We start from the raw sequence: 22,750 nt of genomic DNA on the forward strand, positions 1-22,750 counted from the left end.
GGCAGGGAGCAGGGTTCAAGATCATGCCGAAGATGACAATCGACGGGATCGAGATCGAGGTACCGGCCGGTATTACCGTGCTGCAGGCCTGCGAGCTCGCTGGCAAGGAAATCCCGCGCTTCTGCTACCACGAGCGCTTGTCCGTCGCGGGCAATTGCCGCATGTGCCTGGTGGAGCAGGAAAAGGCGCCAAAGCCGGTGGCGAGCTGCGCCATGCCGGTGGCCGAGGGCATGGTGATCAAGACCGACAGTCCGCTGGTCCAGAAGGCCCGCAAGGGCGTTATGGAATTCCTGCTGATCAACCATCCGCTCGATTGCCCGATCTGCGATCAGGGCGGCGAATGCGACCTGCAGGACCAGGCAGTGGCCTTCGGCAAAAGCTTCTCGCGCTACAATGAAGAAAAGCGCGCTGTTACCGACAAGGATTTCGGGCCGCTGGTGAAGACCGAAATGACGCGCTGCATTCAATGCACGCGCTGCATCCGTTTCGCGACCGAGGTGGCTGGCGTCGAAGTGCTGGGTGCGGTTGCCCGCGGCGAGCATATGGAAGTCACCACCTATGTCGAGAAGGGCATCGCCTCCGAGCTCTCCGGCAACCTCATCGATCTCTGCCCGGTCGGTGCTCTGACGTCGAAGCCCTACGCCTTCACGGCGCGTCCCTGGGAACTCACCAAGACCGAATCCGTCGATGTCGCCGATGCCGTCGGTGTCAACATCCGCATCGATTCCCGCGGCCGCGAGGTGCTCCGCATCCTGCCGCGCCTCAATGAGGACGTGAACGAGGAATGGATGGCCGACAAGGGCCGCTTCTGGGTGGATGGTCTCCGCCGCCAGCGCCTTGATCGTCCCTTCCTCCGCGAGAACGGCAAGTTGCGCGCGGCCACCTGGGCCGAGGCTTTCGACGCCATCGCCGCCAAGGTGAAGGGCGTCGATGGCAAGCGCATCGCCGCCATCGCCGGTGATCAGGTCGATGCCGAAAGCCTCTTTGCGCTCAAGGAATTGATGGCCTCCCTGGGTTCGCCCAACATCGATTGCCGCCAGGATGGCGCGGCGTTCGATGCGACGATCCGGGCCTCCTATCTTTTCAACAGCACCATTGCCGGCATCGACAAGGCCGATGTGATCCTGCTGGTGGGTTCCAATCCGCGCTGGGAAGCACCGGTGATCAACGCCCGCATCCGCAAGCGTCATCTGAAGGGCGGCCTCAAGGTCGCCAGCATTGGTGCCGTGGGCGATCTCACCTATCCGGTCGAGATGCTGGGTGCCGGCCCGGAAACCTTGGCGGATCTCGCCAAAGGTGGCCATAGCTTCGCGGAAGCTCTGAAGAATGCCAAGGCGCCGATGATCATCATCGGCCAGGGGGCGCTCACGCGTCCCGACGGTACGGCGATCCTCGGTCTTGCCCGCAAGCTCGCCGATGCCTGCAACGTCGTGCGCGCCGATTGGAACGGCTTCAACGTTCTTCATACGGCGGCTTCGCGCGTCGCTGGCCTTGAGTTGGGCTTCGTGCCGCAAACGGGCGGACGCGATGTCGCCGGCATCCTCGACGGTGCGCAGAAGGGCGAGATCGACATCGTCTATCTGCTGGCCGCCGACGAGATCGACACCAACCGCCTCGGCAAAGCCTTCGTCATCTATCAGGGGCATCACGGCGATCGTGGCGCCCATCGCGCCGATGTCGTTCTGCCCGGCGCCGCCTATACCGAAAAGGACGGCACCTATATGAACACGGAAGGTCGCGCCCAATTGGGCCGTCTCGCGATCTTCCCGCCGGGCGATGCCAAGGCCGATTGGAGCATCCTGCGCGCACTCTCCGAAGTGCTTGGCAAGAAGCTCGGTTATGACAGCCTCGATCAATTGCGCCGCAAACTCTATCTCGCCCATGCGCGCTTCCAGCATCTGGGGGTGATCGATCATGCACCCTGGACGGCTTTCGGCGGCAGCGGCGAGCCATCGCGCGAGGCCTTCAAGCCGGCGATTTCGAATTACTACATGACCGATCCGATCAGCCGCGCCTCGGCGACGATGGCGCAATGCACCGAGCGTTTCGTGCAGCCGGCTCAGGGCGGAAAGACGGGCACCCATGGCTGAGTTCTTCACTTCCACCTTCGGGGACTATCTCGGCATCACGATCTTCACGGTGCTGAAGATCCTGTGCATCATCGTCCCGCTTTTGCTGGCCGTTGCCTACCTCACCCTGGCCGAGCGCAAGGTGATGGCGGCGATGCAGATCCGCCGCGGCCCCAACGTGGTCGGGCCCTTCGGTCTGCTGCAGCCGATCGCCGATGGCGTGAAGCTGCTGTTCAAGGAAACCATCATCCCGTCTGGTGCCAACCGCGTGGCCTTCGTCGTGGCGCCGATGATCACCTTCATCCTTTCGCTCATCGCCTGGGCGGTGATCCCGTTCGATGACGGCGTGGTGCTGGCTGATCTCAATGTCGGCATCCTCTACCTCTTCGCCATCTCGTCGCTGGGCGTCTACGGCATCGTGCTCGCGGGCTGGGCCTCGAACTCGAAATACCCGTTCCTGGGTGCGTTGCGCTCGGCGGCACAGATGGTCTCCTACGAAGTCTCGATCGGCTTCGTGCTGGTGACCGTGCTTCTTTGCGTGGGCTCCCTCAATCTCAACGACATCGTCAAGGCGCAGGCCAATTGGTGGTTCTGCATCCTTCTCTTCCCGATGTTCATCGTCTTCTACATCTCGGCCCTGGCGGAAACCAACCGGCCGCCTTTCGATCTCCCGGAAGCGGAATCGGAACTGGTCGCTGGTTATTTCTCGGAATATTCCGCCTTCACCTTCGCGCTCTTCTTCCTCGGCGAATACGCCAATATCTGGATGATGAGCGCCATGACCTCGATCCTGTTCTTAGGGGGCTGGCAGGCGCCGTTCGACGTGGCGCCCTTCACCTGGATCCCCGGCTGGATCTGGTTCGCCCTGAAGGCCAGCTTCGTCGCCTTCTCCTTCATCTGGGTGCGCGCCACTTTCCCGCGCTACCGCTATGACCAGCTGATGCGTCTCGGCTGGAAGATCTTTCTGCCCCTGTCCTTGGCCATGGTGATCATCACCGCGGGCGTGCTGCTCGCGACCGACAGCCTGCCGAAGAAGGGTAACGTCATGCCAGCCAGTGCGGTGGAAACCACCGTGCCGGCCAGCGATTGAGGAGCTGATTAGATGTCCGTCATGTTCCGCACGGCCAAGAGCTTCCTGCTTTGGGAACTGGTTTCCGGCATGGTCCTCACCTTCCGCTATCTCTTCAAGGAGAAGGTGACGATCAACTATCCCTACGAGAAGGGCCCGCTTTCGCCGCGCTTCCGGGGCGAGCATGCCTTGCGCCGCTATGCCAATGGCGAGGAACGCTGCATCGCCTGCAAGCTGTGCGAGGCGATCTGCCCGGCCCAGGCCATCACCATCGAGGCCGAGCCGCGCGACGACGGCAGCCGACGCACGACGCGCTACGATATCGACATGACGAAATGCATCTATTGCGGCTTCTGCCAGGAAGCCTGCCCGGTGGATGCGATCGTCGAGGGACCGAATTTCGAGTTTGCCACCGAGACCCGCGAGGAGCTGTTCTACAACAAGGACAAGCTGCTGCGGAACGGCGAGCGCTGGGAAGCGGAAATTGCCGGCAATATCGCCGCCGACGCGCCCTATCGCTGAACCGGATAGGGTGGGGGAGAACAGCTAGATGATCGTCCAGACCATCGCCTTTTATGTCTTTGCCGCGGTCGCCGTCGTTTCGGCGCTGCTGGTGGTCGGGAACCGCAATCCGGTCTATTCGGTGCTGTTCCTGATCCTGACCTTCTTCAACGTCGCAGCCCTCTTCGTCCTCATCGGCGCCGAGTTCCTGGCGATGATGCTGGTGGTCGTCTATGTCGGCGCCGTCGCGGTGCTATTCCTCTTCGTCGTCATGATGCTCGACATCAATTTCGTCGAATTGCGCCAGGGCTTCGTCAAATACCTGCCGATCGGCGCCGTCATCGGCATCATTCTGGCGGCGGAACTCATCTTCGTCGTGGCCGGCACCGGCCTCGGTACAGCGCCCGCCGCGGCGCCGACACCGGCGGTGAGCGAGTTCACCAATACCGAGGCCCTCGGCAACATCATGTACACGCAGTATTTCTACCTGTTCCAGGTGGCGGGGCTGGTGCTGCTGGTCGCTATGATGGGCGCCATCGTGCTGACCCATCGCGATCGCGGTGGCGTGCGTCGCCAGCGCATCTCGGACCAGTTGGCGCGCGGCCGGGATTCGGTCGAGCTCAAAAAAGTTCAATCGGGCAAGGGGGTGTGACGCCATGAGCATCGGCATCGAACATTACCTCACCCTCTCGGCGATCCTCTTCACGATCGGCATCTTCGGCATCTTCATCAACCGGAAGAACGTCATCATCATCCTGATGTCGGTCGAATTGATGCTGCTGGCCGTCAACGTGAACATGGTCGCCTTTTCGGCCTTCCTGAATGACCTGGTCGGCCAGGTTTTCGCCATGCTGATCCTGACCGTCGCCGCGGCCGAGGCCGCGATCGGTCTTGCGATCCTCGTCGTCTTCTTCCGGACTCGCGGCTCGATCGCCGTCGAGGACGTCAACATGATGAAGGGCTGACATGAATATCGACGTCGCCATCGTCGCCCTTCCGCTGCTGGGCGCAATCATCGTCGGCTTCGGCAATCGCCGCCTTGGCGATCATGCCGCGCAATGGATCACCTCCGGCCTCATGCTGCTGGTGATGGTGCTCTCCTGGACCGTCTTCTTCGACGTGACGGGGAGCGGTGTCGCGCGCACGACCGAGCTCTTCACCTGGTTCGAGACCGGTACTTTCCGCGCCGCCTGGGCGGTCCGTGTGGATCAGCTTTCGGCCGTGATGCTGATCGTGGTCACCACCGTTTCCGCCATGGTCCATGTCTATTCCATCGGCTACATGCACCACGACAAATCGGTGCCGCGCTTCATGGCCTATCTGTCGCTCTTCACCTTCTGCATGCTGATGCTGGTGACGGCGGACAATTTCATCCAGATGTTCTTCGGCTGGGAAGGTGTGGGCTTGAGCTCTTACCTGCTGATCGGCTTCTGGTTCGACCGGCCCAGCGCCAATGCCGCCGCCATCAAGGCCTTCCTGGTCAATCGCGTCGGCGATTTCGGCTTCGCGCTCGGCATCATGGGCGTCTTCCTGGTCTTCGGCACGGTCGAGTTCAAACCGGTCTTCGATGCCGTCGTCACCGGCAACATGCCGCAGAGCTTCAATTTCCTCGGCCATGATCTGCCGACCCTGGAAGTGCTCTGCCTGCTGCTCTTCATCGGTGCCATGGGCAAATCGGCGCAGCTCTTCCTGCACACCTGGCTCCCGGATGCGATGGAAGGCCCGACCCCGGTTTCGGCTCTCATTCATGCCGCGACCATGGTGACCGCCGGTGTCTTCATGGTCTGCCGCCTGTCGCCGATGTTCGAATATGCGCCCATCGCCAAGGACGTGGTCACCATCGTCGGTGCCTCGACCGCCTTCTTCGCGGCGACGATCGGTCTTACCCAGAACGACATCAAGCGCGTCATCGCCTATTCGACCTGTTCGCAGCTCGGCTACATGTTTTTCGCGGCGGGCGTCGGTGCCTATGGCGCCGCCATGTTCCACCTCTTTACCCACGCTTTCTTCAAGGCGCTGCTGTTCCTTTGCGCGGGTTCCGTGATCCATGCCATGTCCGGCGAGCAGGACATGCGCAAGATGGGCGGCATCTACAAGCTCATTCCCTTCACCTATGGCCTGATGTGGATCGGCAATCTGGCGCTGGCCGGTGTCGGCATTCCGGGTGTCTACGGTTTTGCCGGATTCTACTCCAAGGACAGCATCCTCGAATCCGCCTTTGCCGCGCATAGCGCCGTCGGGCAATACGCCTTCTGGCTGGGCATCGTCGGCGCGGTGATGACGGCATTCTACTCCTGGCGCCTCATTTACCTGACCTTCCACAACAAGCCGCGTGCTTCCCATGACGTGATGCATCACGTCCATGAAAGCCCCTGGGTCATGCTGGCCCCGCTCTTCGTTCTGGCGGCGGGCGCTTTGGGCACCGGCATCATCTGGTATGAAAGCTTCGTCGGCCATCACATGAACGAGTTCTGGGGGCAGGCGCTGCATTTCGCCGCCAGCAATCATGTGCCGCACGAGGCTCATAACGTACCGCTCTGGGTGAAGCTCATCCCGCTCTTTGCCGGCCTTACGGGCATCGCCTTTGCGACCTATGCCTATATGGTCCAGAAGGGCCTGCCGGCGGCGATCGCCGGGGCGCTCAGGCCGCTTTACCTCTTCTCCTACAACAAGTGGTATTTCGACGAGCTCTACGATGCGCTCTTCGTGCGCCCGGCGCTATTGCTCGGCCGCTTCCTGTGGAAGGGCGGCGACGGTGCCGTGGTCGATGGCGCCATCAACGGCTTTGCCTGGCTGACCGGCGATTACCTCGCCAAGAAGGCGGGACGCCTGCAGACCGGCTATGTCTACCACTATGCTTTCGTCATGCTGATCGGCATCGTCGCGCTGGTCACATGGTACATCTTCGCCTTCGGTAAGTGAGATCGTGATGAGCGGCAGCATGCCCATCCTCAGCCTGACCACCTTCCTGCCGCTTGTCGGCGCGGTGCTCATCCTCATCCTCAAGGGCGAGGAGGGGGCGGTCGCGCGCAATGCCCGCTACGTGGCCTTGTGGACCTCGCTCATCACCTTCGCCGTCTCGCTGGTGATCTGGTTCCAGTTCGACCGCAATGCCGTCGGATTCCAGTTCGTCGAAAAGGCCGAATGGCTGCCCTCGCTCGGCATCAACTATCATATGGGCATTGACGGCATCTCGATGACCTTCGTGCTGCTCTCGACCCTGCTGACGCCGGTCTGCATTCTGGCCAGCTGGGAAGCGATCGAGAAGCGCGTCAAGGAATACATGATCGCCTTCCTCGGCCTCGAGACGCTGATGGTCGGCACCTTCTGCGCCCTCGATTTCGTCACTTTCTACATCTTCTTCGAATGCGTCCTCATCCCGATGTACCTCATCATCGGTATCTGGGGCGGCCCGCGCCGGGTCTATTCGGCGATCAAGTTCTTCCTCTTCACCCTGGCGGGTTCGGTGCTGATGTTGCTCGCCATCCTGGCGATGTATCAAATCGCCGGGACCACCGACATCCCGACCCTGATGGCGTTCGCCTTCGATCCCAATGTGCAGTTCTGGCTCTGGCTGGCGCTGTTCGCGTCCTTCGCCGTGAAGGTCCCGATGTGGCCGGTTCATACCTGGCTGCCGGACGCCCATGTCGAGGCGCCGACCGCGGGTTCCGTGATCCTGGCCGGCGTTCTGCTGAAGATGGGCGCCTACGGTTTCCTGCGCTTTTCGATCCCGATGCTGCCCGAGGCCTCGGCCTATTTCACGCCTTTGGTCTACGGCCTCAGCATCGTTGCCGTCATCTACACCTCGCTCATCGCGCTGGCGCAGGAGGACATGAAGAAGCTCATCGCCTATTCTTCCGTGGCGCATATGGGCTTCGTCACCGCCGGTATCTTCTCGATGAACCAGCAGGGCATCGAGGGGGCGCTGTTCCAGATGCTCTCCCACGGCATCGTCTCCGGCGCACTCTTCCTCTGCGTCGGCGTCATCTATGACCGCCTGCATACCCGCGATATCGCGCGTTATGGTGGTCTCGTTCACCGCATGCCGCGTTATGCGCTGGTCTTCATGATCTTCACCATGGCTTCGGTCGGCCTTCCCGGGACCGCCGGCTTCATCGGCGAATTCCTGATCATGGTGGGCGTGTTCCAGGACAATACCTGGGTGGCGCTTTTCATCGCGACCGGCCTCGTCCTGGGTGCCGCCTATATGCTGTGGCTCTATCGCCGCGTCGTTTTCGGCGAACTCACCAAGGAAGATCTGAAATCGATGCTCGATCTCTCCTGGCGCGAGAAGATTGTCTTCGCGCCGCTGATCATCCTGGTTTTCTGGATGGGCATCTATCCGGTGAGCTTCACCTCGATCTTCGCCCCGACCGTGAACGCCTTCATCAGTGATTACGGCCCGCGCATGGATGCGGTGGCGGAGCATGGTCTGGTTCCGGCGGCGCAAGCCGTGGAAACACAATAAGCCGAGGGCAGAGCAGTCATGGAATCCTTCGTCAGCCTCAATCTCGGTCTCGCCCGGCCCGAAATCTTCCTCGCCGCGGCGGGCCTCTTTCTGCTGGTCTGCGGTGCCTGGGGCGGTGACCGCTCGACCCGCCTCATTGGCTGGGCCAGTGTTGCCGCGCTCGTCATCGCCATCCTGCTCACCGTCACCGACGGGGCGAGCGGTCTTGCCTTCAACGGTCTCTTCGTCGCCGATGGCTTCGCGGCCTTTGCCAAGATCCTGTCCTTTGGTGCTGCGGCGGTCGCTATCATCGTGGCGCTCGACCAGATGGCGCGCGACGGCGTGGTGCGGTTCGAATTGCCGCTCCTGATGCTGCTGGCTTCCCTCGGCATGGCGCTGATGATTTCGGCCAACGATCTCATCTCGCTCTATGTCGGCCTCGAGCTCCAATCGCTGGCCCTCTATGTCGTGGCCGCGATCCGCCGTGACACGGTGCGCTCGACCGAAGCCGGCCTCAAATATTTCGTCCTGGGAGCTCTGAGCTCCGGCATGCTGCTCTACGGCGCCTCGCTGATCTATGGCTTCAGCGGCTCGACCAGTTTCGCGGTGCTGGCGAACACACTCAGCGGCGAACCCTCACTCGGCCTCATCGTCGGCCTCGTCTTCCTCTGCGCCGGTCTCTCCTTCAAGATTTCCGCGGTGCCCTTCCACATGTGGACGCCCGACGTCTATGAAGGTGCGCCGACCCCGATCACCGCCTTCTTCGCGGCAGCGCCCAAGGTGGCGGCGATCGCGCTCTTCGCTCGGGTCCTCATCGGTCCCTTCGGCGACATGGTGGGGCAGTGGCAGCAGATCATCATTGTGGTCTCGGTCCTTTCCATGGTGCTGGGCGCCGTGGCCGCGATCGCGCAGAAGAACATCAAGCGCCTGATGGCCTATTCCTCGATCGGCAATGTCGGCTACGCCTTGGTGGGCCTTGCCAGCGGCACGATCGACGGCGTTTCCGGCCTGCTCACCTATATGGCGATCTATGTGGTGATGACCATCGGCGCCTTCGCCGTGATCATGGCCATGCGCCGCCAGGGCGAGGGCGTCGAGGAAATCTCGGACCTCGCCGGCCTCAGCCGCTCGCAGCCGGGCCTTGCTTATGCGCTCGCCATCTTCATGTTCTCGATGGCCGGCATCCCGCCCTTCGCCGGTTTCTTCGGCAAGCTCTTCGTCTTCATGGCGGCGATCAACGCCGGCCTCTATGTGCTGGCCGTCATCGGCGTGCTGACCAGCGTGATCTCGGCCTTCTATTATATCCGTATCATCAAGGTGATGTTCTTCGACCAGGCGACCACACCCTTCGACCGCGTGCCGGGAACTTTGCGTCTGGTGCTAGTGGCCAGCGTCGCCATCATCACCTTCGGCTTCCTCGCCGGCGCGCCCTTCTTCGATCTCTCGGCCGCCGCCGCGGGCTCGCTCTTCGCCGGCTGATCCGGGCCAAATGCCCCTCATCTTCCGCGTCGAAACTGTCGAGGAGATCGGCAGCACCAACGACGCGCTGAAGCTTCGCGCAAGCGATGGCGTGGAGGAGGGGCTGGTGCTGCGCGCCGAAAGGCAATCGGCCGGGCGCGGCCGCCGCGGCCGTTCCTGGACCTCCGAACCCGGTAATCTTTACGTCTCCCTCCTGCTGCGGCCGGCGAAGGCGCCGGGCGAGGCGGCGACCCTCGGTTTCGTCGCCGCTATCGCCACTGGCAATCTGCTACGCGCCCTGATGGATGTGCCGGTCACGCTGAAATGGCCCAATGATGTGCTGGTGGACGGGGCCAAGATCTCCGGCATCCTCCTCGAATCCGGCGGTGTCGCCGGGGGCAAGGTCGATTGGCTGGTGCTGGGAATCGGCATCAATCTGCGCCACCATCCCGAGGACGCCCTCTATCCGACCACCGATCTCGTGGCGGCCGGCGGTCCGGCCTTGCCACCGGCCCAGACCCTCGATCTGCTTCTGGCGGAGTTCCAGCCGCTCTATGAACGTTGGCTCGCCGGTGGTTTCGCGGTCTTGCGGGAGGAATGGCTGCGTCATGCGCGCGGCCTGGGGTCTCCCATCCTGGCCCGGCTGGGGACGGAGGAGGTGCCGGGAATCTTCGCCGGGATCGAAGGCGACGGCACCCTGCTGCTCACCACCGAGGGGGGCGGGACGCGCCGCATCGCCGCCGGTGATATTTTCTTCGCACCCGTCTAAGCTGGCCCAAAGCCTGAACAAGGGGAATGCGCGATGCTGCTCGCGATCAATGCCAACAACACCAATGTGAAGTTCGCCGTCTATGACGGCGACAAAGCACTAGGGGACTGGCGCATCAAGACCGAGGCCGGCCGCACCGCCGATCAATACGTGGTCTGGCTCAATCAGCTGATGCTGATGAAGGGGCTCAGCCTCAAATCCATCACCGCGGCCATCATCGCGACGGTGGTACCGCAATCGCTCTTTCACCTCAATCTGCTGTGCGAGACGCATCTCGGTTGCAAGCCGCTGGTGGTGGGCGATCCCGGCGTGAAGCTCGGCATCGCCGTGAAGATGGATATCCCCAGTTCCACCGTCGGCGCCGATCGCCTCGCCAATGCCGTTGCCGGCCATATCACCTACAAGAAGCCGCTGGTGGTGGTCGATTTCGGCACCGCCACGACCTTCGACGTGGTGGATGGCGATGGCAATTACATCGGCGGCGCCATTGCGCCCGGTATCGTGCTCTCGGTCGAGATTCTGCACAGCGCCACCGCCATGCTGCCGCGCATCGTCGTGGAACGGCCCGGCCGCGTCATCGGCAAAAGCACCACCGAGGCGATGCAATCCGGCATCTTCTGGGGCTATGTCGGTCTGGTCGAGGGCATGGTGCGGCGCATCTCGGAAGAATTCGGCGGCCCGCTCGACGTGGTGGCGACCGGCGGCCTCGCGCCGCTCTTCCACGGCCAGACACCCGTCATTACCCATCTCGATCCCGACATCACCATGCGCGGCCTCGTCGAAATCTACCGGCGCAATCAGGCCTGAGAAAGTCAAGGATGACCGATCCGCTGCAACCACGTTCCGACGAATTGCTGTTCCTGCCCTTGGGCGGGTCCGGCGAGATCGGCATGAATCTCAATCTTTACGGCCATGCCGGCAAATGGCTGATGGTTGATCTCGGTATTTCCTTCGGCGACGATACCGTGCCCGGCATCGATGTCGTCATGCCCAACCCGCAATTCATCGCCGAACGGGCGAAGGACCTCGCCGGCATCGTGCTGACGCACGCCCATGAGGATCATATCGGCGCGGTGCCCTATCTCTGGCCGCGCCTCCGTTGCCCGCTTTATGCGACACCCTTCACCGCCTCGGTCCTGAAACGCAAGCTCGCCGAAGCGGGATTGGAGCGCGAGGCCAAGATCACCATCATCCCGATGTCGGGCAAGGTCAGCATCGGCCCCTTCGAAATCGAGTTGATCACGCTCACCCATTCCATCCCCGAACCGAACGCGGTCGTAATCCGCACGCCTTTGGGGGCCGTGCTTCATACTGGCGATTGGAAGCTCGATCCGGAACCCCTGGTCGGCCCCACCACCGACGAGGCCGCCTTGCGGGCCTTGGGACAGGGTGGCGTCCTTGCCATGATCTGCGATTCGACCAATGTCTTCGTCGAGGGCACCTCCGGTTCCGAGGCCGATGTGCGCGCCTCGCTGATGGACTTGGTGGGCCGTCTCAAGAACCGCATCGCCATCGGCTGCTTTGCCAGCAATCTCGCCCGCGTCGAGACCATTGCGAAGGTAGCCGAAGCCCATGGCCGCCACTGCGCCTTGGTCGGCCGTTCGCTCTGGCGCATGGTCGAGGCGGCGCAGGAGAACGGCTATCTCACTGACCTGCCGCCTTTCGTCAGCGAGCATGATGTCGGCTATTTCCCGCGCGAAAACGTGCTGATGATCTGCACGGGGAGCCAGGGCGAGCCGCGCTCGGCCCTCACGCGCATCGCCCGGCGCGAGCATCCGCAGGTCCATCTGGAATCAGGTGATCACGCGATCTTCTCTTCCCGCGTCATTCCGGGGAACGAGATTTCGATCAACCGCCTCCACAACGATCTCACCAAACTGGGCGTCGAGGTGATCACCGATCGCGACGAGCATGTCCATGTCTCCGGCCATCCGGCCCGCGACGAACTGGCCGAGATGTATCACTGGGTGCGCCCGCGCATCGCCTTGCCGGTCCATGGCGAGGCGCGCCACATTCAGGAACATGTCGCCTTCGCCAGGGCTTGTCAGGTGCCCGAAGCCCTGGCGCCCGAGAACGGCATGCTCATTCGCCTCGCTCCCGGCCCGGCCGAGATGGTGGCGCGCGTTCCCGCCGGCCGTCTTGCCCTCGACGGCAAGGCGCTGGTCCCGGCCGATAGCGAGGCGATCCGCCACCGCCACCGCATGAGCTTCAACGGTGTCATCCTGGTCTCGCTGGTGGTCGACAAGAACGGCAAACCCCTGGTGTCCGCCAAGGTCTCACTGGACGGCCTCCTCGACGAACCCGCCGCCGGCGAAGCAGTCGCTGCCATCGCCGACGAAGTGGCCGACGCCATGGACGAGATGCCTCGGGCCAAACGCGGCGACGATGCCGAACTCGCGGAAGCCGTGCGCCTCGCCGCCCGTCGTTGGTTCCACAAGACCTACGACAAGAAGCCGATCACCAAGGTGCATCTGATCAGGGTATAATTTATCGACGGTTAAATTAGAGCCGAAAAAGAGAGAGCGATCGCATGTATCTCGCGCGATGGAGAGCACTGTCTCTAATCGGGTGTATCTGGTGGATATCCAGCGCATCTTTAACCGAGCCGGCAATTGCGAATGAGAATGCCGCTGAGGACTTGATTGCATTTGCGATTGAACCATGGCGCCCGGCCAACCCTGGTATTGGTCTGGTTCGATGGCCCGTTCAGCCATCGGTGACACTTCATTTTCTTGCAAAAAATATGTCGGCTGAAGAGGCGGCGGCGGTCGAGTATGTCAATGATTTTCGCCAGAAATGCAGTTGCATCTCTGCCGTTAGTGTTGTCACGCGTGGTGACAGAATTGAGCGGCGGCAGAACGATATTCTGATTCTCATCGACAAGAACGGTTTTGCCAGTTTTCTGGATCAAACGCCGGAAGAGATAAAAACGACGTTCGGAACGGCGTCTCAGCTAAATGAGAACTTCCCGCGGACTTTGCCAAAGTCACGTTCAAAGACAGAATCCTCATTTCGCTTCTTGGCGGATCGGGAGCATGTTCTTGCAGTGACCGCCGTTATCTCGGTCAATGAGAAGCTAGAGGGGCTCCGCAGCGTTTTAGCTTTCAATCTTCTCGCAGGATTGAATCCAGCGCTAGCACAGTCGCCCGACCTGATTCAGGTCTATGTAAAAGATGCCGGGACATCCGGCGATGAAATGAAGATTCCAACGCCAGCCGCTTATGATCTCTTGCGGCATCTTTTCAGTTCCAAGATTGTACCTGGGATGATGCCGGAAGATGTGAGGCGGATCGAGTGGTAGAAGTGCCATCTTGAGGTCGCACAGTTTATTTTATTTGGCTCAAATGGAGCACCCGGCCCCCACCCCGGCCCTCCCCCTAAAGGGAGAGGGTTTTTTTCCGTCGAGTTCGCACTCTCACCTCGCTCCAATCTCCCTCTCCCTTTAGGGGGAGGGCCGGGGTGGGGGCGCCAGTGAAGATTCTCCGAAAGGGTGGCTCCCCTCACTTTCCCGTCATTCGCGCCCCGGCACCGGACTTGCTAGAATGACGCCATGAAAGCGCTCCTCATCGCCCTGCCGCTGGTCCTGCTGGCCGGCCCAAGCCTGGCCGATGTCGCCGTCTCCAAGCGGGATTGCGACCGGCTGGTCGAATACCAGCAGGCGCCGGGCGTGGAATACCAGCCGGGGGTGGATGTCCATGGGCGCCCCGTGGCGCCGGCTGATCTCGGCGGCGGGTACAACATCAAACCACCGGAAATCATCGTGATTCCGATCGAAATCCTGATCCAGGACCGCTTCAATATTCCCGCGAATTCGGTGCTTTGGGACGCCAAGGCCCAGGTGGGCACCGTCATCGTCAAGGGCAACCAGGTCTATTACGAAGGCCAATTGCTGGGCGATCCCGAGACCGCCGCCTTAGCCGAGCTCTGCCGCGAGCATTATCCGCCTCAATAACGCCCTATTGTGGACAGATACCTGCGGTTTCCCTAAAGTCCGGCCCGACCGAAGAACCCCGATTCAATAAGGCTCCCTTATGCGTTCCAGCCAGTTTTTCATGCCGACGCTGCGCGAAAACCCCAGCGAAGCCCAGATCGTCTCGCACCGCCTCATGCTGCGGGCCGGCATGGTGCGCCAGGCCAGTGCAGGTATTTATTCCTGGTTGCCGCTGGGCTTCAAGGTCTTGAAAAAGATCGAGCAGATTGTCCGCGAGGAGCAGGATCGGGCCGGCTGCCAGGAGCTCCTGATGCCGACCATCCAATCGGCGGATCTGTGGCGCGAGAGCGGCCGCTATGACGATTACGGCAAGGAGATGCTGCGCATCACCGACCGCCATGACCGCGAGATGCTCTATGGCCCGACCAACGAGGAACTCATCACCGAGATCTTCCGCAATTCGGCGAAGAGCTACCGCGACGTGCCGAAGATGCTCTATCACATCCAGTGGAAATTCCGCGACGAAGTGCGCCCCCGCTTCGGCGTCATGCGCGGCCGCGAATTTCTGATGAAGGATGCCTACAGCTTCGACCTCGACAAAGAGGGCGCCAAGCGCGCCTACAACAAGATGTTCGTGGCCTACCTCCGCACCTTCGCGCGCATGGGCCTGCAGGCCATCCCGATGGCGGCGGATACCGGCCCCATCGGCGGCGATCTCTCCCACGAATTCATCATCCTTGCCGATACCGGCGAGAGCGCGGTCTTCTGCGACAAGAGCTTCATCGAGCGCGATGTGCTCTCGATGGATCTCGATTACGAAGGCGACCTCGAGCCGATCGTGAAGCAATGGACCACCGATTACGCCGCCACCGACGAGAAGCATGACGCGACACGCTTTAGCGCTCTGCCGAAGGACCGTCAGGTCGAGGCACGCGGCATCGAAGTCGGCCACATCTTCTATTTCGGCACCAAATACTCCGAACCCCTCAAGGCTCAGGTGCAGACCCAGGACGGTCAGGCCATTTCGGTCCATATGGGCTCCTACGGCATCGGCGTCTCGCGTCTGGTGGGTGGCATCATCGAAGCCAGCCATGACGAGAAGGGCATCGTCTGGCCCGAGAGCGTGGCGCCGTTCAAGGTCGGCCTCATCAATCTGAAGGCGGGCGATGCGGCGACCACGCCGATGGCGGACGATCTCTATGCCAAGCTCAAGAAGGCCGGCATCGAGGTTCTCTATGACGACCGCGATGTCCGCGCTGGCGAGAAATTCGCGCAGATGGATCTGATCGGTTTGCCCTATCAGGTCGTGATCGGTCCGCGCGGCGCCGCCAAGGGCGAGGTCGAGTTCAAGCTCCGCAAGACCGGCGCCGTCGAAGAAATCAGCGCGGAAGCGGCGCTGAAGAAGCTCGGCGCATGATCTTTTCCGCCTTCGAACGGTTGGTGGCGCTGCGCTATCTGCGCGCGCGCCGCCAGGAAGGTTTCGTCTCGGTCATCGCCGGCTTCTCGCTGCTGGGCATAGCCCTCGGCGTCGCGACGCTCATTGTCGTGATGTCGGTGATGAACGGCTTCCGCGCCGAACTGCTCGATCGTATCCTCGGTTTTAACGCCCATCTCTCGGTGAATGGCGGGCCGCAGGGCATCCCGCAATATGACGAGATCACCAACCGGTTGCGGGTGCTGCCCAGCATCGCCTCGGCGACGCCGCTGGTCGAAGGCCAGGTCTTCCTGACGGCGAATGAGGGCGGGTCCGGCGCCATCCTCCGCGGAATCCGCCTCGACGACATCAAGGCGAAGAAGCTCATCGCCGAGAACATCGTCGCCGGCTCGCTGGAGGGTCTTGCGAACCGCGACGGCATCGTGATCGGCCAGGCGCTCGCCAACGCGCTCCGGGTCGGAATCGGTTCGGAGGTGACGGCCATTTCCCCCGACATCGCCGTCACCATCGGCGGCGCCTTGCCGCGCATGAAGACCTTTACGGTGGTCGGCCTCTTCAATGTCGGCATGTATCAATACGACAACACCATCGCCTTCATTAATCTTGAAATGGCACAAATCTATTTCAAGGTGCGTCAGGCGGCGACCAACATCGAAGTGATGGCCAGGGACATCAACAACCTGCCGCAGGTAAAAGTCGATATCCGCTCCAGCATCGGCGGCGATTATTATATCGGCGATTGGCAGGAGGCGAACCGCGACTTCTTCACCGCGGTCGAGGTCGAACGCAACGTCATGTTCCTGATCCTGACGCTGATCATCATCGTCGCCGCCTTCAACATCATCAGCGGCCAGATCATGATGGTGAAGGACAAAGGCCGCAACATCGCCATCATGCGCACGATGGGGGCGACGAAGGGCATGATCCTCCGGATTTTCCTGCTCTCCGGCGCCAGCATCGGTATCGTCGGCACGCTCCTCGGCTGCCTGTTGGGTACCGCCTTTGCCGCCAATATCGAAACCATCCGGCGTTTCCTGGAAGGCCTGACCGGCACCGACCTCTTCAACGAGACGATCTATTTCCTCTCCAAGCTGCCGGCCATCGTCAACCCGGTCGAGGTGGCGCTGATCTCGCTGATGTCGCTGGTCTTGACGCTGCTGGCTTCGATCTATCCCGCCTGGCGTGCCGCGCGCCTCGATCCGGTGGAGGCGCTTCGCTATGAGTAGAGGTCAGGTGAAAGGCCCGGGGCACGCCCAGAACGGCAGCATCGTCCTGGAACTCAACGGCATCCAGCAGAGCTTTCCACAAGCCGATGGCGGCCGCTTGGACGTGATCAAGCGCGCCGATCTCACGCTGCGGCGCGGCGAGATGGTGGCCCTGATCGGTCCATCGGGCTCGGGCAAGTCGACGCTCCTTCACATTACCGGCATGCTGGAAAAGCCAGCCGCCGGCGAGATCGTGATCGATGGTGAGGCAACGGCCGATCTTGGTGACGATGCCAAGACGCGCATTCGCCGCGAGAAGATGGGCTTCGTCTATCAATACCATCACCTGCTGCCCGAATTTTCGGCCATCGAGAACGTCATCATCCCGCAGATGATCGCGGGGAAGTCGCGCCGCGAAGCCGAGCCCCGGGCCCGAGAATTGCTGGAGCGTGTCGGTCTGGGTGGCCGCCTGCAGCATCGCCCGGGCAAGCTCTCGGGCGGCGAGCAGCAGCGTGTCGCTATCGCCCGGGCACTGGCGAATTCGCCCAAGCTCATTCTGGCCGACGAGCCCACCGGCAATCTCGACCACAACACGTCGGACGGCGTTTTTGCCATGCTCTCCGATCTGGTGCACGATTTCGGCGTGGCGGCCCTGATCGCCACCCACAATCTCGAAATCGCCCAGCGTATGGACCGCGCGGTGACCCTGCGTGACGGCGAATTGGTCGCTGCCTGAAAAAGCAGCAGCGACTGTAACCTTTTCGTCATCGAATCGTCCGCAGAAGGTCACGGCGCGCGCTTAAACCGCCTATCTCGCCCGACATAAGTTTGGCTTTGGCATAGGAGGCTATCGCGATGACTGACCGTCATTACCGCACGCCGGTAGAAATCAACAACGAGGACGATTCGAACCCGTCCAACCCGAGCGCCGGTCCGGCGCTGACCGACCTCATTCAAATTCGTCTCTCGCGCCGCAATGCCCTGAAGGGCCTGATGGCGAGCGCTGCCTTGGGCGCCATCGGCGTTGGCCTCAATCCGCGCGGTGCCAGTGCCGCGCCGAAGCTCGGCTTTGCGGAAATCCCGCATGCCTATGACGAGAACCTCCACATCCCGCAGGGCTACACTGCGAAGACCTTGCTGCGCTGGGGAGATCCCATTATCGCGGGCGCGCCCGATTTCGATCCAATGAAGCAGGATGCCGCGGCGCAAGCCGGTCAGTTCGGCTACAATTGCGACTTCGTGCATTTCTGCCCGCTGCCGGAAGGCGCCAATGCCAGCGATCACGGCCTGCTCGTGGTCAATCACGAATATACCGACGCGCACTTGATCTTTCCGGGTTTCGCGGACGGCAAGGCGGCGCTCGAGGCGACCAATGCCGAGATGGCGGCCTATGAACAGGCCGGCCACGGCCTCAGCGTCGTCGAGATCAAGAAGGACGGTGCGGGCTGGTCGGCTGTGCCGGGCAGCAAGTTCAATCGCCGCATCACCCTGGCGACCGAGATGGAACTGGTCGGCCCCGCGGCCGGCAACGATCGCCTCAAGACCTCGGCCGATGCCACCGGCACCAAGGTGCTGGGCACGATGAACAATTGCGCCGGCGGCTGGACCCCCTGGGGCACCATCCTCTCGGCGGAAGAGAACATCCATCAGTATTTCGGTGGTGATCCGGCAGCGACGCCGGAAGCTGCCAACGCCAAGCGCATGGGCATCAAGGGAGAACCCTCCTATGCCTGGGGCAAGTTCACCGACCGCTTCGACATCTCGAAGGAGCCCAACGAGCCCAACCGTTTCGGCTGGATCATCGAGGTCGATCCCTACGATCCCGCTTCGACGCCGAAAAAACATACGGCGCTCGGCCGCTTCAAGCATGAAGCCGCGACCACGGTGATCAACAGCGATGGCCGCCTCGTCGTCTATACCGGCGATGACGAGCGTTTCGAATACATCTACAAATTCGTCAGCGCCGGCACCTATGACGCCGCTGCGGGCCGCGCCAATTCGGCTTTGCTCGACGAGGGCACGCTCTATGTGGCGAAGCTCGATGCCGACGGCAACGTCACCTGGATGCCGCTCACGTTCGGCGAAGGCCCGCTCACCGAAGCCAACGGCTTCAAGAGCCAGGCCGACGTGCTCATCGAAGCGCGCCGCGCCGGCGATCTCCTCGAAGCCACCAAGATGGACCGGCCCGAGGATATCGAGACCAGCGATCAGACCGGCAAGGTCTATGTCGTCCTTACCAAGAACGACAAGCGCAAGGCCGAGCAAATCGATGCCGCCAATACCCGCGAGAAGAACATCTGGGGCCACATCGTCGAGATGGTACCGCCGATGAAGGACGGCAAGGCCGACCACGCCGCCACCGCCTTCACCTGGAGCGCCTTCATCCAGGCCGGCAATCCGAAGGATGCCGCCGCGAACGCGACCTATGGTGGCGAAGTCACGGATGCCGGCTGGTTCGCCAATCCGGACAACGTCGCCTTCGACGCGTCGGGCCGCCTCTGGATCTCGACCGACGGCTTCCCGGATCACGGCGTCCATGACGGCCTCTGGGTCACCGAGACGGAAGGCGAGGGGCGGGCGGTCACGCGCCACTTCCTCGGCTGCCCGCGCGGTGCCGAACTCTGCGGTCCCGCTTTCACGCCGGACGGAAAGACCTTGTTCGTCGCGATCCAGCATCCGGGCGACGAGGAGGGCAGCAACTTTGAAAAGCCGAGCACGCGCTGGCCGGATTTCAAGGACGGTGTCCCGCCGCGTCCCAGCGTCGTCGCCATCACCAAGGACGACGGCGGCGAGATCGGCGCGTAAGCTTGGCCAACCAACATAAATCGTCATGCCCGGGCTTGACCCGGGCATCCACTCTCTCAACTGCCGCAGTGGATCCCCGGGACTTCGCCCGGGGATGACGACTAAACAATAGCCATCAACCCGGCTGGGTCCTTCCCAGCCGGGTTTTCCTTTGTGTCAAAAGCCGTCACCAATCTTTCACATGATCTCCCCGGCGCGGTCATGGCGGCGGGATATGCCGATGTCTCCCATCTCAAAAAAATATTGGAGGCTTCGATGCTGGATTCGTCGATACCCACTTATGCCGATCTCGTGGCTTTTGGTCGGTCGCGCGGCGCCATTTTGGTGGGCGCCGCGGCGACCACGGCGGCGGCCGGTCTCGGCCTGAAGCTGCCGGCGGCCCAGGCCGCGACCGGTGGCTCGACCCTGACTTTCCCGGAACTCACCAAGATCTATGACGAGACCCATCATGTCGCCGATGGCTACAATGCCGACATCCTGGTGCGCTGGGGCGATGCCATTCTGCCCGGCGCCAAGCCGCTCGACGCTGCTGCGCAGAGTGCTGCCTCCCAGGCCGGTCAATTCGGCTACAATTGCGACTTCGTCGGCTACCTGCCGCTGCCTTTGGGTTCCGAGAACAGCGATCACGGCCTCCTCTGCGTCAACAATGAATATGCCGACCCGCAGTTGATGTTCCCCGGCATGACCGAGGACGACGCCAAGGACAAGATGACGCCGGAACAGATTGCCGCCGTGCAGGAAGCCTGGGGCCATTCCATCGTTGAGGTGAAGAAGACCGACGGCAAATGGGCGATCGTGCCGGAGAGCAAGTTCAACCGCCGCATTACGGGCACCACAGAAATGCTGATCTCCGGTCCCGCCGCCGGCCACAAGCTGCTCCAGACCAGCGCCGATCCGACCGGCACCAAGGCGATCGGCACCGGCTACAATTGCTCGGGCGGTGTCACCCCCTGGGGCACCGTGCTCTCCTGCGAGGAAGGCCTCTCCGACACCTTCGGCGGCGATCCCGCGAAATCCGCCGATCCGGCCCTGCTCGAGCGCTACTCTTACGACGGCTCCGACTATTACGGCCTCGCCCGCATCAACGAGCGCATGCAGCTCGACAAGGAGCCGAACGAGCCCAACCGCTTCGACTGGGTGGTCGAGATCGATCCCTATGAACCCGGCGAGGCGCCGGTGAAGCGCACCGCGCTGGGCCGCATGGGCCACGAGGCCGCGACCTGCGTCGTCAACAAGGATGGCCGTGTCGTGGTCTATACCGGCGACGACGATTACTTCGAATACATCTTCCGCTTCGTGAGCAGCGGCACCTTCAACCCCGCCGACCGCGCCGCCAACAAGAAGCTGCTCGACAGCGGCGAACTCTCCGTCGCGAAGTTCACCGAGGACGGCACGCTGACCTGGCTGCCGCTGGTCCACGGCCAGAACGGCCTCACGCCTGAGAACGGCTTCGCCGATCAGGCCGAAGTGCTGATCAAGGCGCGGCTTGCCGGCGATGTGCTGGGCGCCACCAAGATGGACCGGCCCGAGGATATCGAGCCCAATCCGGTGACCGGCCGCGTCTATGCGGTGATGACCAAGAACAAGAAGCGCGAAGCGGGCGAGGTCGATGCCGCCAATCCGCGTGCCGCCAACGAATACGGCCATATTCTCGAGATGGTGCCGCCGGGCGAGGGCAAAGATTCCGACCATGCGGCAGCCGCGTTCAAATGGGATGTCTTCCTGCTGGCCGGCAATCCGGCAAAGCCCGAGCAAGGTGCCAAGTACAACGCAGCCACCAGCGAGAACGGCTGGTTCGCGGCACCCGACAACATCGCCTTCGATCCCAAGGGCCGCATCTGGATCGCCAGCGACGGTGCCACCGATTTCGACATCGCCGATGGTCTCTACGGTGCCGATACGCTGGGCGACGGGCGCGCCTTGCCGCGTTTCTTCTTCGCTTGCCCGCTGGGCGCCGAGGCCTGCGGGCCGGCCTTCACGCCGGATGGCCGCACGCTGTTCCTGGCCGTCCAGCACCCGGCGGAGGATTCCGACGACCTAGCCAACCTCACCACGCGCTGGCCGGATTTCGGTCCCGATTCCCTCCCGCGCCCGAGTGTCGTCGCCATTACCAAGCAGGATGGCGGCGAGATCGGAGGCTGACAATGGGTGCCGTCATCAAGGTGTCATCCCCTTGCAAGACGGCGGCAACCGGAATCGGGCAGATTGCTGATTAGAGAGGGTGCCCGGTTCCGGATGACGGCACATTCGGTGTCGTGATCCGGGACCGGTGCATCGCAGGTTTCAAGTTCAGCGGAGGATCGCGCCATGACCATCCAAGCGGCCGTGATGGGGATTGCGGCGAATTCCGGCAGCCCGGCGATCGTCGTTACCGCGGACCTTACCGAAATCGTCGAATTGCGCCGCGAACGCCTGTTCGATGGCGCCGATATATCCTTCGATCAGGCGCGCCGCGAAACCGGCGCCGAAGCCTCCACCGCCTGGCAGCGCCTCGCGCGCCAGCGCTTGGGCATCGGCACGGCGCTCATCGATGTCGACAACGCCTTGGCCTACGCAATCGATGTCGGCCCGCAGATCATCCTCTACCGAGTCATCGTGGCACAGACTCTGCCGCGCCATCTCGACCTCGGCGCCTTGTTCGCATCCGGGGAAGTGGCGGCGGCGCGTTTTGCCGCCAACGGCATCGTCGAATGGGTGAAAATCACCGGGGCCGGTAACGTGAACGAGGCGCGTCTCAATGCGCTCCGTCAGGGCGCCACGCCGCTGGGCCGCGTTTTCGCTTTGGGATCCCTGCCGGCGGAAGGCGGTCTGCGCCTCATCGCTACCGGCGGCGATCCGCTCACCCTCGATCTCGTTCCGCCCAGCGTGTCCGGCCATCACTTTCCGCAGGCCCGGCGCTTTGCCTGGAACGAGCCCGACACGCCCATGAGCTATGGCTTCGGCACCCCCGCGGCTGAGCAGATGCCGGGCGGTCTCGCGGCGCTCTTTTCCGCTCCCTGGCAGTAAAACGCCGCGGCAACACGTATTTTCGTCAAAGGCGCGTAACCCGGTCCCCATCTGC

At 62.4% G+C, this 22,750-nt stretch carries 19 protein-coding genes; all 19 read left to right on the top strand.

The genetic code is table 11. The features are described from left to right. The first annotated feature begins 23 nt into the window (after positions 1–23). Positions 24–2,090, top strand: coding sequence for an NADH-quinone oxidoreductase subunit NuoG (nuoG, locus tag ACE3PR_RS14110; protein WP_374373054.1), 2,067 nt, complete (start codon positions 24–26; stop codon positions 2,088–2,090). Next, a complete protein-coding gene (gene nuoH / locus ACE3PR_RS14115) occupies positions 2,083–3,159 on the top strand; it encodes an NADH-quinone oxidoreductase subunit NuoH (RefSeq protein WP_374373056.1) in 1,077 nt (358 codons plus the stop codon). Before nuoG ends, nuoH begins: the two co-directional genes overlap by 8 nt. Positions 3,160–3,171: 12 nt before the next feature. Next, positions 3,172–3,660 carry an NADH-quinone oxidoreductase subunit NuoI gene (gene nuoI / locus ACE3PR_RS14120; protein WP_374373058.1) on the top strand — a complete coding sequence of 163 codons (489 nt, stop codon included), beginning with the start codon at positions 3,172–3,174 and terminating at the stop codon, positions 3,658–3,660. A gap of 28 nt (positions 3,661–3,688) precedes the next feature. Next, a complete protein-coding gene (locus ACE3PR_RS14125) occupies positions 3,689–4,291 on the top strand; it encodes an NADH-quinone oxidoreductase subunit J (protein WP_374373061.1) in 603 nt (200 codons plus the stop codon). 4 nt (positions 4,292–4,295) lie between these two features. Further along, positions 4,296–4,604 (top strand): NADH-quinone oxidoreductase subunit NuoK, encoded by a 309-nt coding sequence (gene nuoK, locus ACE3PR_RS14130; protein WP_374373063.1) that lies wholly within the window; start codon positions 4,296–4,298, stop codon positions 4,602–4,604. A 1-nt stretch (position 4,605) separates the two neighbouring features. Continuing rightward, positions 4,606–6,561 carry an NADH-quinone oxidoreductase subunit L gene (nuoL, locus tag ACE3PR_RS14135; protein ID WP_374373066.1) on the top strand — a complete coding sequence of 652 codons (1,956 nt, stop codon included), beginning with the start codon at positions 4,606–4,608 and terminating at the stop codon, positions 6,559–6,561. Positions 6,562–6,568: 7 nt separating this feature from the next. Then, positions 6,569–8,107 (top strand): NADH-quinone oxidoreductase subunit M, encoded by a 1,539-nt coding sequence (locus ACE3PR_RS14140; RefSeq protein WP_374373069.1) that lies wholly within the window; start codon positions 6,569–6,571, stop codon positions 8,105–8,107. A gap of 18 nt (positions 8,108–8,125) precedes the next feature. Further along, a complete protein-coding gene (nuoN, locus tag ACE3PR_RS14145) occupies positions 8,126–9,565 on the top strand; it encodes an NADH-quinone oxidoreductase subunit NuoN (protein WP_374373072.1) in 1,440 nt (479 codons plus the stop codon). A gap of 10 nt (positions 9,566–9,575) precedes the next feature. Next, positions 9,576–10,313, top strand: a complete 738-nt coding sequence (locus ACE3PR_RS14150; RefSeq protein ID WP_374373074.1) for a biotin--[acetyl-CoA-carboxylase] ligase — start codon at positions 9,576–9,578, stop codon at positions 10,311–10,313. A gap of 33 nt (positions 10,314–10,346) precedes the next feature. Next, positions 10,347–11,120, top strand: coding sequence for a type III pantothenate kinase (locus tag ACE3PR_RS14155; RefSeq protein ID WP_374373076.1), 774 nt, complete (start codon positions 10,347–10,349; stop codon positions 11,118–11,120). A gap of 11 nt (positions 11,121–11,131) precedes the next feature. After that, positions 11,132–12,799 (top strand): ribonuclease J, encoded by a 1,668-nt coding sequence (locus tag ACE3PR_RS14160; RefSeq protein ID WP_374373079.1) that lies wholly within the window; start codon positions 11,132–11,134, stop codon positions 12,797–12,799. Positions 12,800–12,843: 44 nt separating this feature from the next. Continuing rightward, positions 12,844–13,614 (top strand): hypothetical protein, encoded by a 771-nt coding sequence (locus ACE3PR_RS14165; protein ID WP_374373081.1) that lies wholly within the window; start codon positions 12,844–12,846, stop codon positions 13,612–13,614. A 249-nt stretch (positions 13,615–13,863) separates the two neighbouring features. Next, the gene (locus ACE3PR_RS14170; protein ID WP_374373083.1) at positions 13,864–14,265 is read left to right on the top strand and encodes a hypothetical protein; all 402 of its coding nucleotides are present in this window, start codon (positions 13,864–13,866) and stop codon (positions 14,263–14,265) included. Positions 14,266–14,344: 79 nt separating this feature from the next. Beyond that, a complete protein-coding gene (proS, locus tag ACE3PR_RS14175) occupies positions 14,345–15,661 on the top strand; it encodes a proline--tRNA ligase (protein ID WP_374373085.1) in 1,317 nt (438 codons plus the stop codon). Continuing rightward, positions 15,658–16,905, top strand: coding sequence for a lipoprotein-releasing ABC transporter permease subunit (locus ACE3PR_RS14180; RefSeq protein WP_374373087.1), 1,248 nt, complete (start codon positions 15,658–15,660; stop codon positions 16,903–16,905). Before proS ends, ACE3PR_RS14180 begins: the two co-directional genes overlap by 4 nt. Continuing rightward, positions 16,898–17,620 (top strand): ABC transporter ATP-binding protein, encoded by a 723-nt coding sequence (locus ACE3PR_RS14185; protein ID WP_374373089.1) that lies wholly within the window; start codon positions 16,898–16,900, stop codon positions 17,618–17,620. The genes ACE3PR_RS14180 and ACE3PR_RS14185 overlap by 8 nt, the downstream gene beginning before the upstream one ends. Positions 17,621–17,739: 119 nt before the next feature. Then, complete coding sequence (locus ACE3PR_RS14190) at positions 17,740–19,689, top strand: PhoX family phosphatase (RefSeq protein ID WP_374373091.1); 1,950 nt, start codon at positions 17,740–17,742, stop codon at positions 19,687–19,689. 255 nt (positions 19,690–19,944) lie between these two features. Then, positions 19,945–21,831, top strand: a complete 1,887-nt coding sequence (locus tag ACE3PR_RS14195) for a PhoX family phosphatase (protein ID WP_374373093.1) — start codon at positions 19,945–19,947, stop codon at positions 21,829–21,831. A 165-nt stretch (positions 21,832–21,996) separates the two neighbouring features. Then, positions 21,997–22,695 (top strand): hypothetical protein, encoded by a 699-nt coding sequence (locus ACE3PR_RS14200; RefSeq protein ID WP_374373096.1) that lies wholly within the window; start codon positions 21,997–21,999, stop codon positions 22,693–22,695. Positions 22,696–22,750: the final 55 nt, after the last annotated feature.

The sequence above is a fragment of the Dongia sp. genome, from assembly GCF_041909655.1.
Lineage (GTDB): Bacteria > Pseudomonadota > Alphaproteobacteria > Dongiales > Dongiaceae > Dongia.

Excerpts from the sequence above, each read along its gene's own strand:
- nuoG (WP_374373054.1), top strand. The coding sequence starts at position 24 with ATGCCGAAGATGACAATCGACGGGATCGAGATCGAGGTACCGGCCGGT.
- nuoH (WP_374373056.1), top strand. The coding sequence starts at position 2,083 with ATGGCTGAGTTCTTCACTTCCACCTTCGGGGACTATCTCGGCATCACG.
- nuoI (WP_374373058.1), top strand. The coding sequence starts at position 3,172 with ATGTCCGTCATGTTCCGCACGGCCAAGAGCTTCCTGCTTTGGGAACTG.
- ACE3PR_RS14125 (WP_374373061.1), top strand. The coding sequence starts at position 3,689 with ATGATCGTCCAGACCATCGCCTTTTATGTCTTTGCCGCGGTCGCCGTC.
- nuoK (WP_374373063.1), top strand. The coding sequence starts at position 4,296 with ATGAGCATCGGCATCGAACATTACCTCACCCTCTCGGCGATCCTCTTC.
- nuoL (WP_374373066.1), top strand. The coding sequence starts at position 4,606 with ATGAATATCGACGTCGCCATCGTCGCCCTTCCGCTGCTGGGCGCAATC.
- ACE3PR_RS14140 (WP_374373069.1), top strand. The coding sequence starts at position 6,569 with ATGAGCGGCAGCATGCCCATCCTCAGCCTGACCACCTTCCTGCCGCTT.
- nuoN (WP_374373072.1), top strand. The coding sequence starts at position 8,126 with ATGGAATCCTTCGTCAGCCTCAATCTCGGTCTCGCCCGGCCCGAAATC.
- ACE3PR_RS14150 (WP_374373074.1), top strand. The coding sequence starts at position 9,576 with ATGCCCCTCATCTTCCGCGTCGAAACTGTCGAGGAGATCGGCAGCACC.
- ACE3PR_RS14155 (WP_374373076.1), top strand. The coding sequence starts at position 10,347 with ATGCTGCTCGCGATCAATGCCAACAACACCAATGTGAAGTTCGCCGTC.
- ACE3PR_RS14160 (WP_374373079.1), top strand. The coding sequence starts at position 11,132 with ATGACCGATCCGCTGCAACCACGTTCCGACGAATTGCTGTTCCTGCCC.
- ACE3PR_RS14165 (WP_374373081.1), top strand. The coding sequence starts at position 12,844 with ATGTATCTCGCGCGATGGAGAGCACTGTCTCTAATCGGGTGTATCTGG.
- ACE3PR_RS14170 (WP_374373083.1), top strand. The coding sequence starts at position 13,864 with ATGAAAGCGCTCCTCATCGCCCTGCCGCTGGTCCTGCTGGCCGGCCCA.
- proS (WP_374373085.1), top strand. The coding sequence starts at position 14,345 with ATGCGTTCCAGCCAGTTTTTCATGCCGACGCTGCGCGAAAACCCCAGC.
- ACE3PR_RS14180 (WP_374373087.1), top strand. The coding sequence starts at position 15,658 with ATGATCTTTTCCGCCTTCGAACGGTTGGTGGCGCTGCGCTATCTGCGC.
- ACE3PR_RS14185 (WP_374373089.1), top strand. The coding sequence starts at position 16,898 with ATGAGTAGAGGTCAGGTGAAAGGCCCGGGGCACGCCCAGAACGGCAGC.
- ACE3PR_RS14190 (WP_374373091.1), top strand. The coding sequence starts at position 17,740 with ATGACTGACCGTCATTACCGCACGCCGGTAGAAATCAACAACGAGGAC.
- ACE3PR_RS14195 (WP_374373093.1), top strand. The coding sequence starts at position 19,945 with ATGCTGGATTCGTCGATACCCACTTATGCCGATCTCGTGGCTTTTGGT.
- ACE3PR_RS14200 (WP_374373096.1), top strand. The coding sequence starts at position 21,997 with ATGACCATCCAAGCGGCCGTGATGGGGATTGCGGCGAATTCCGGCAGC.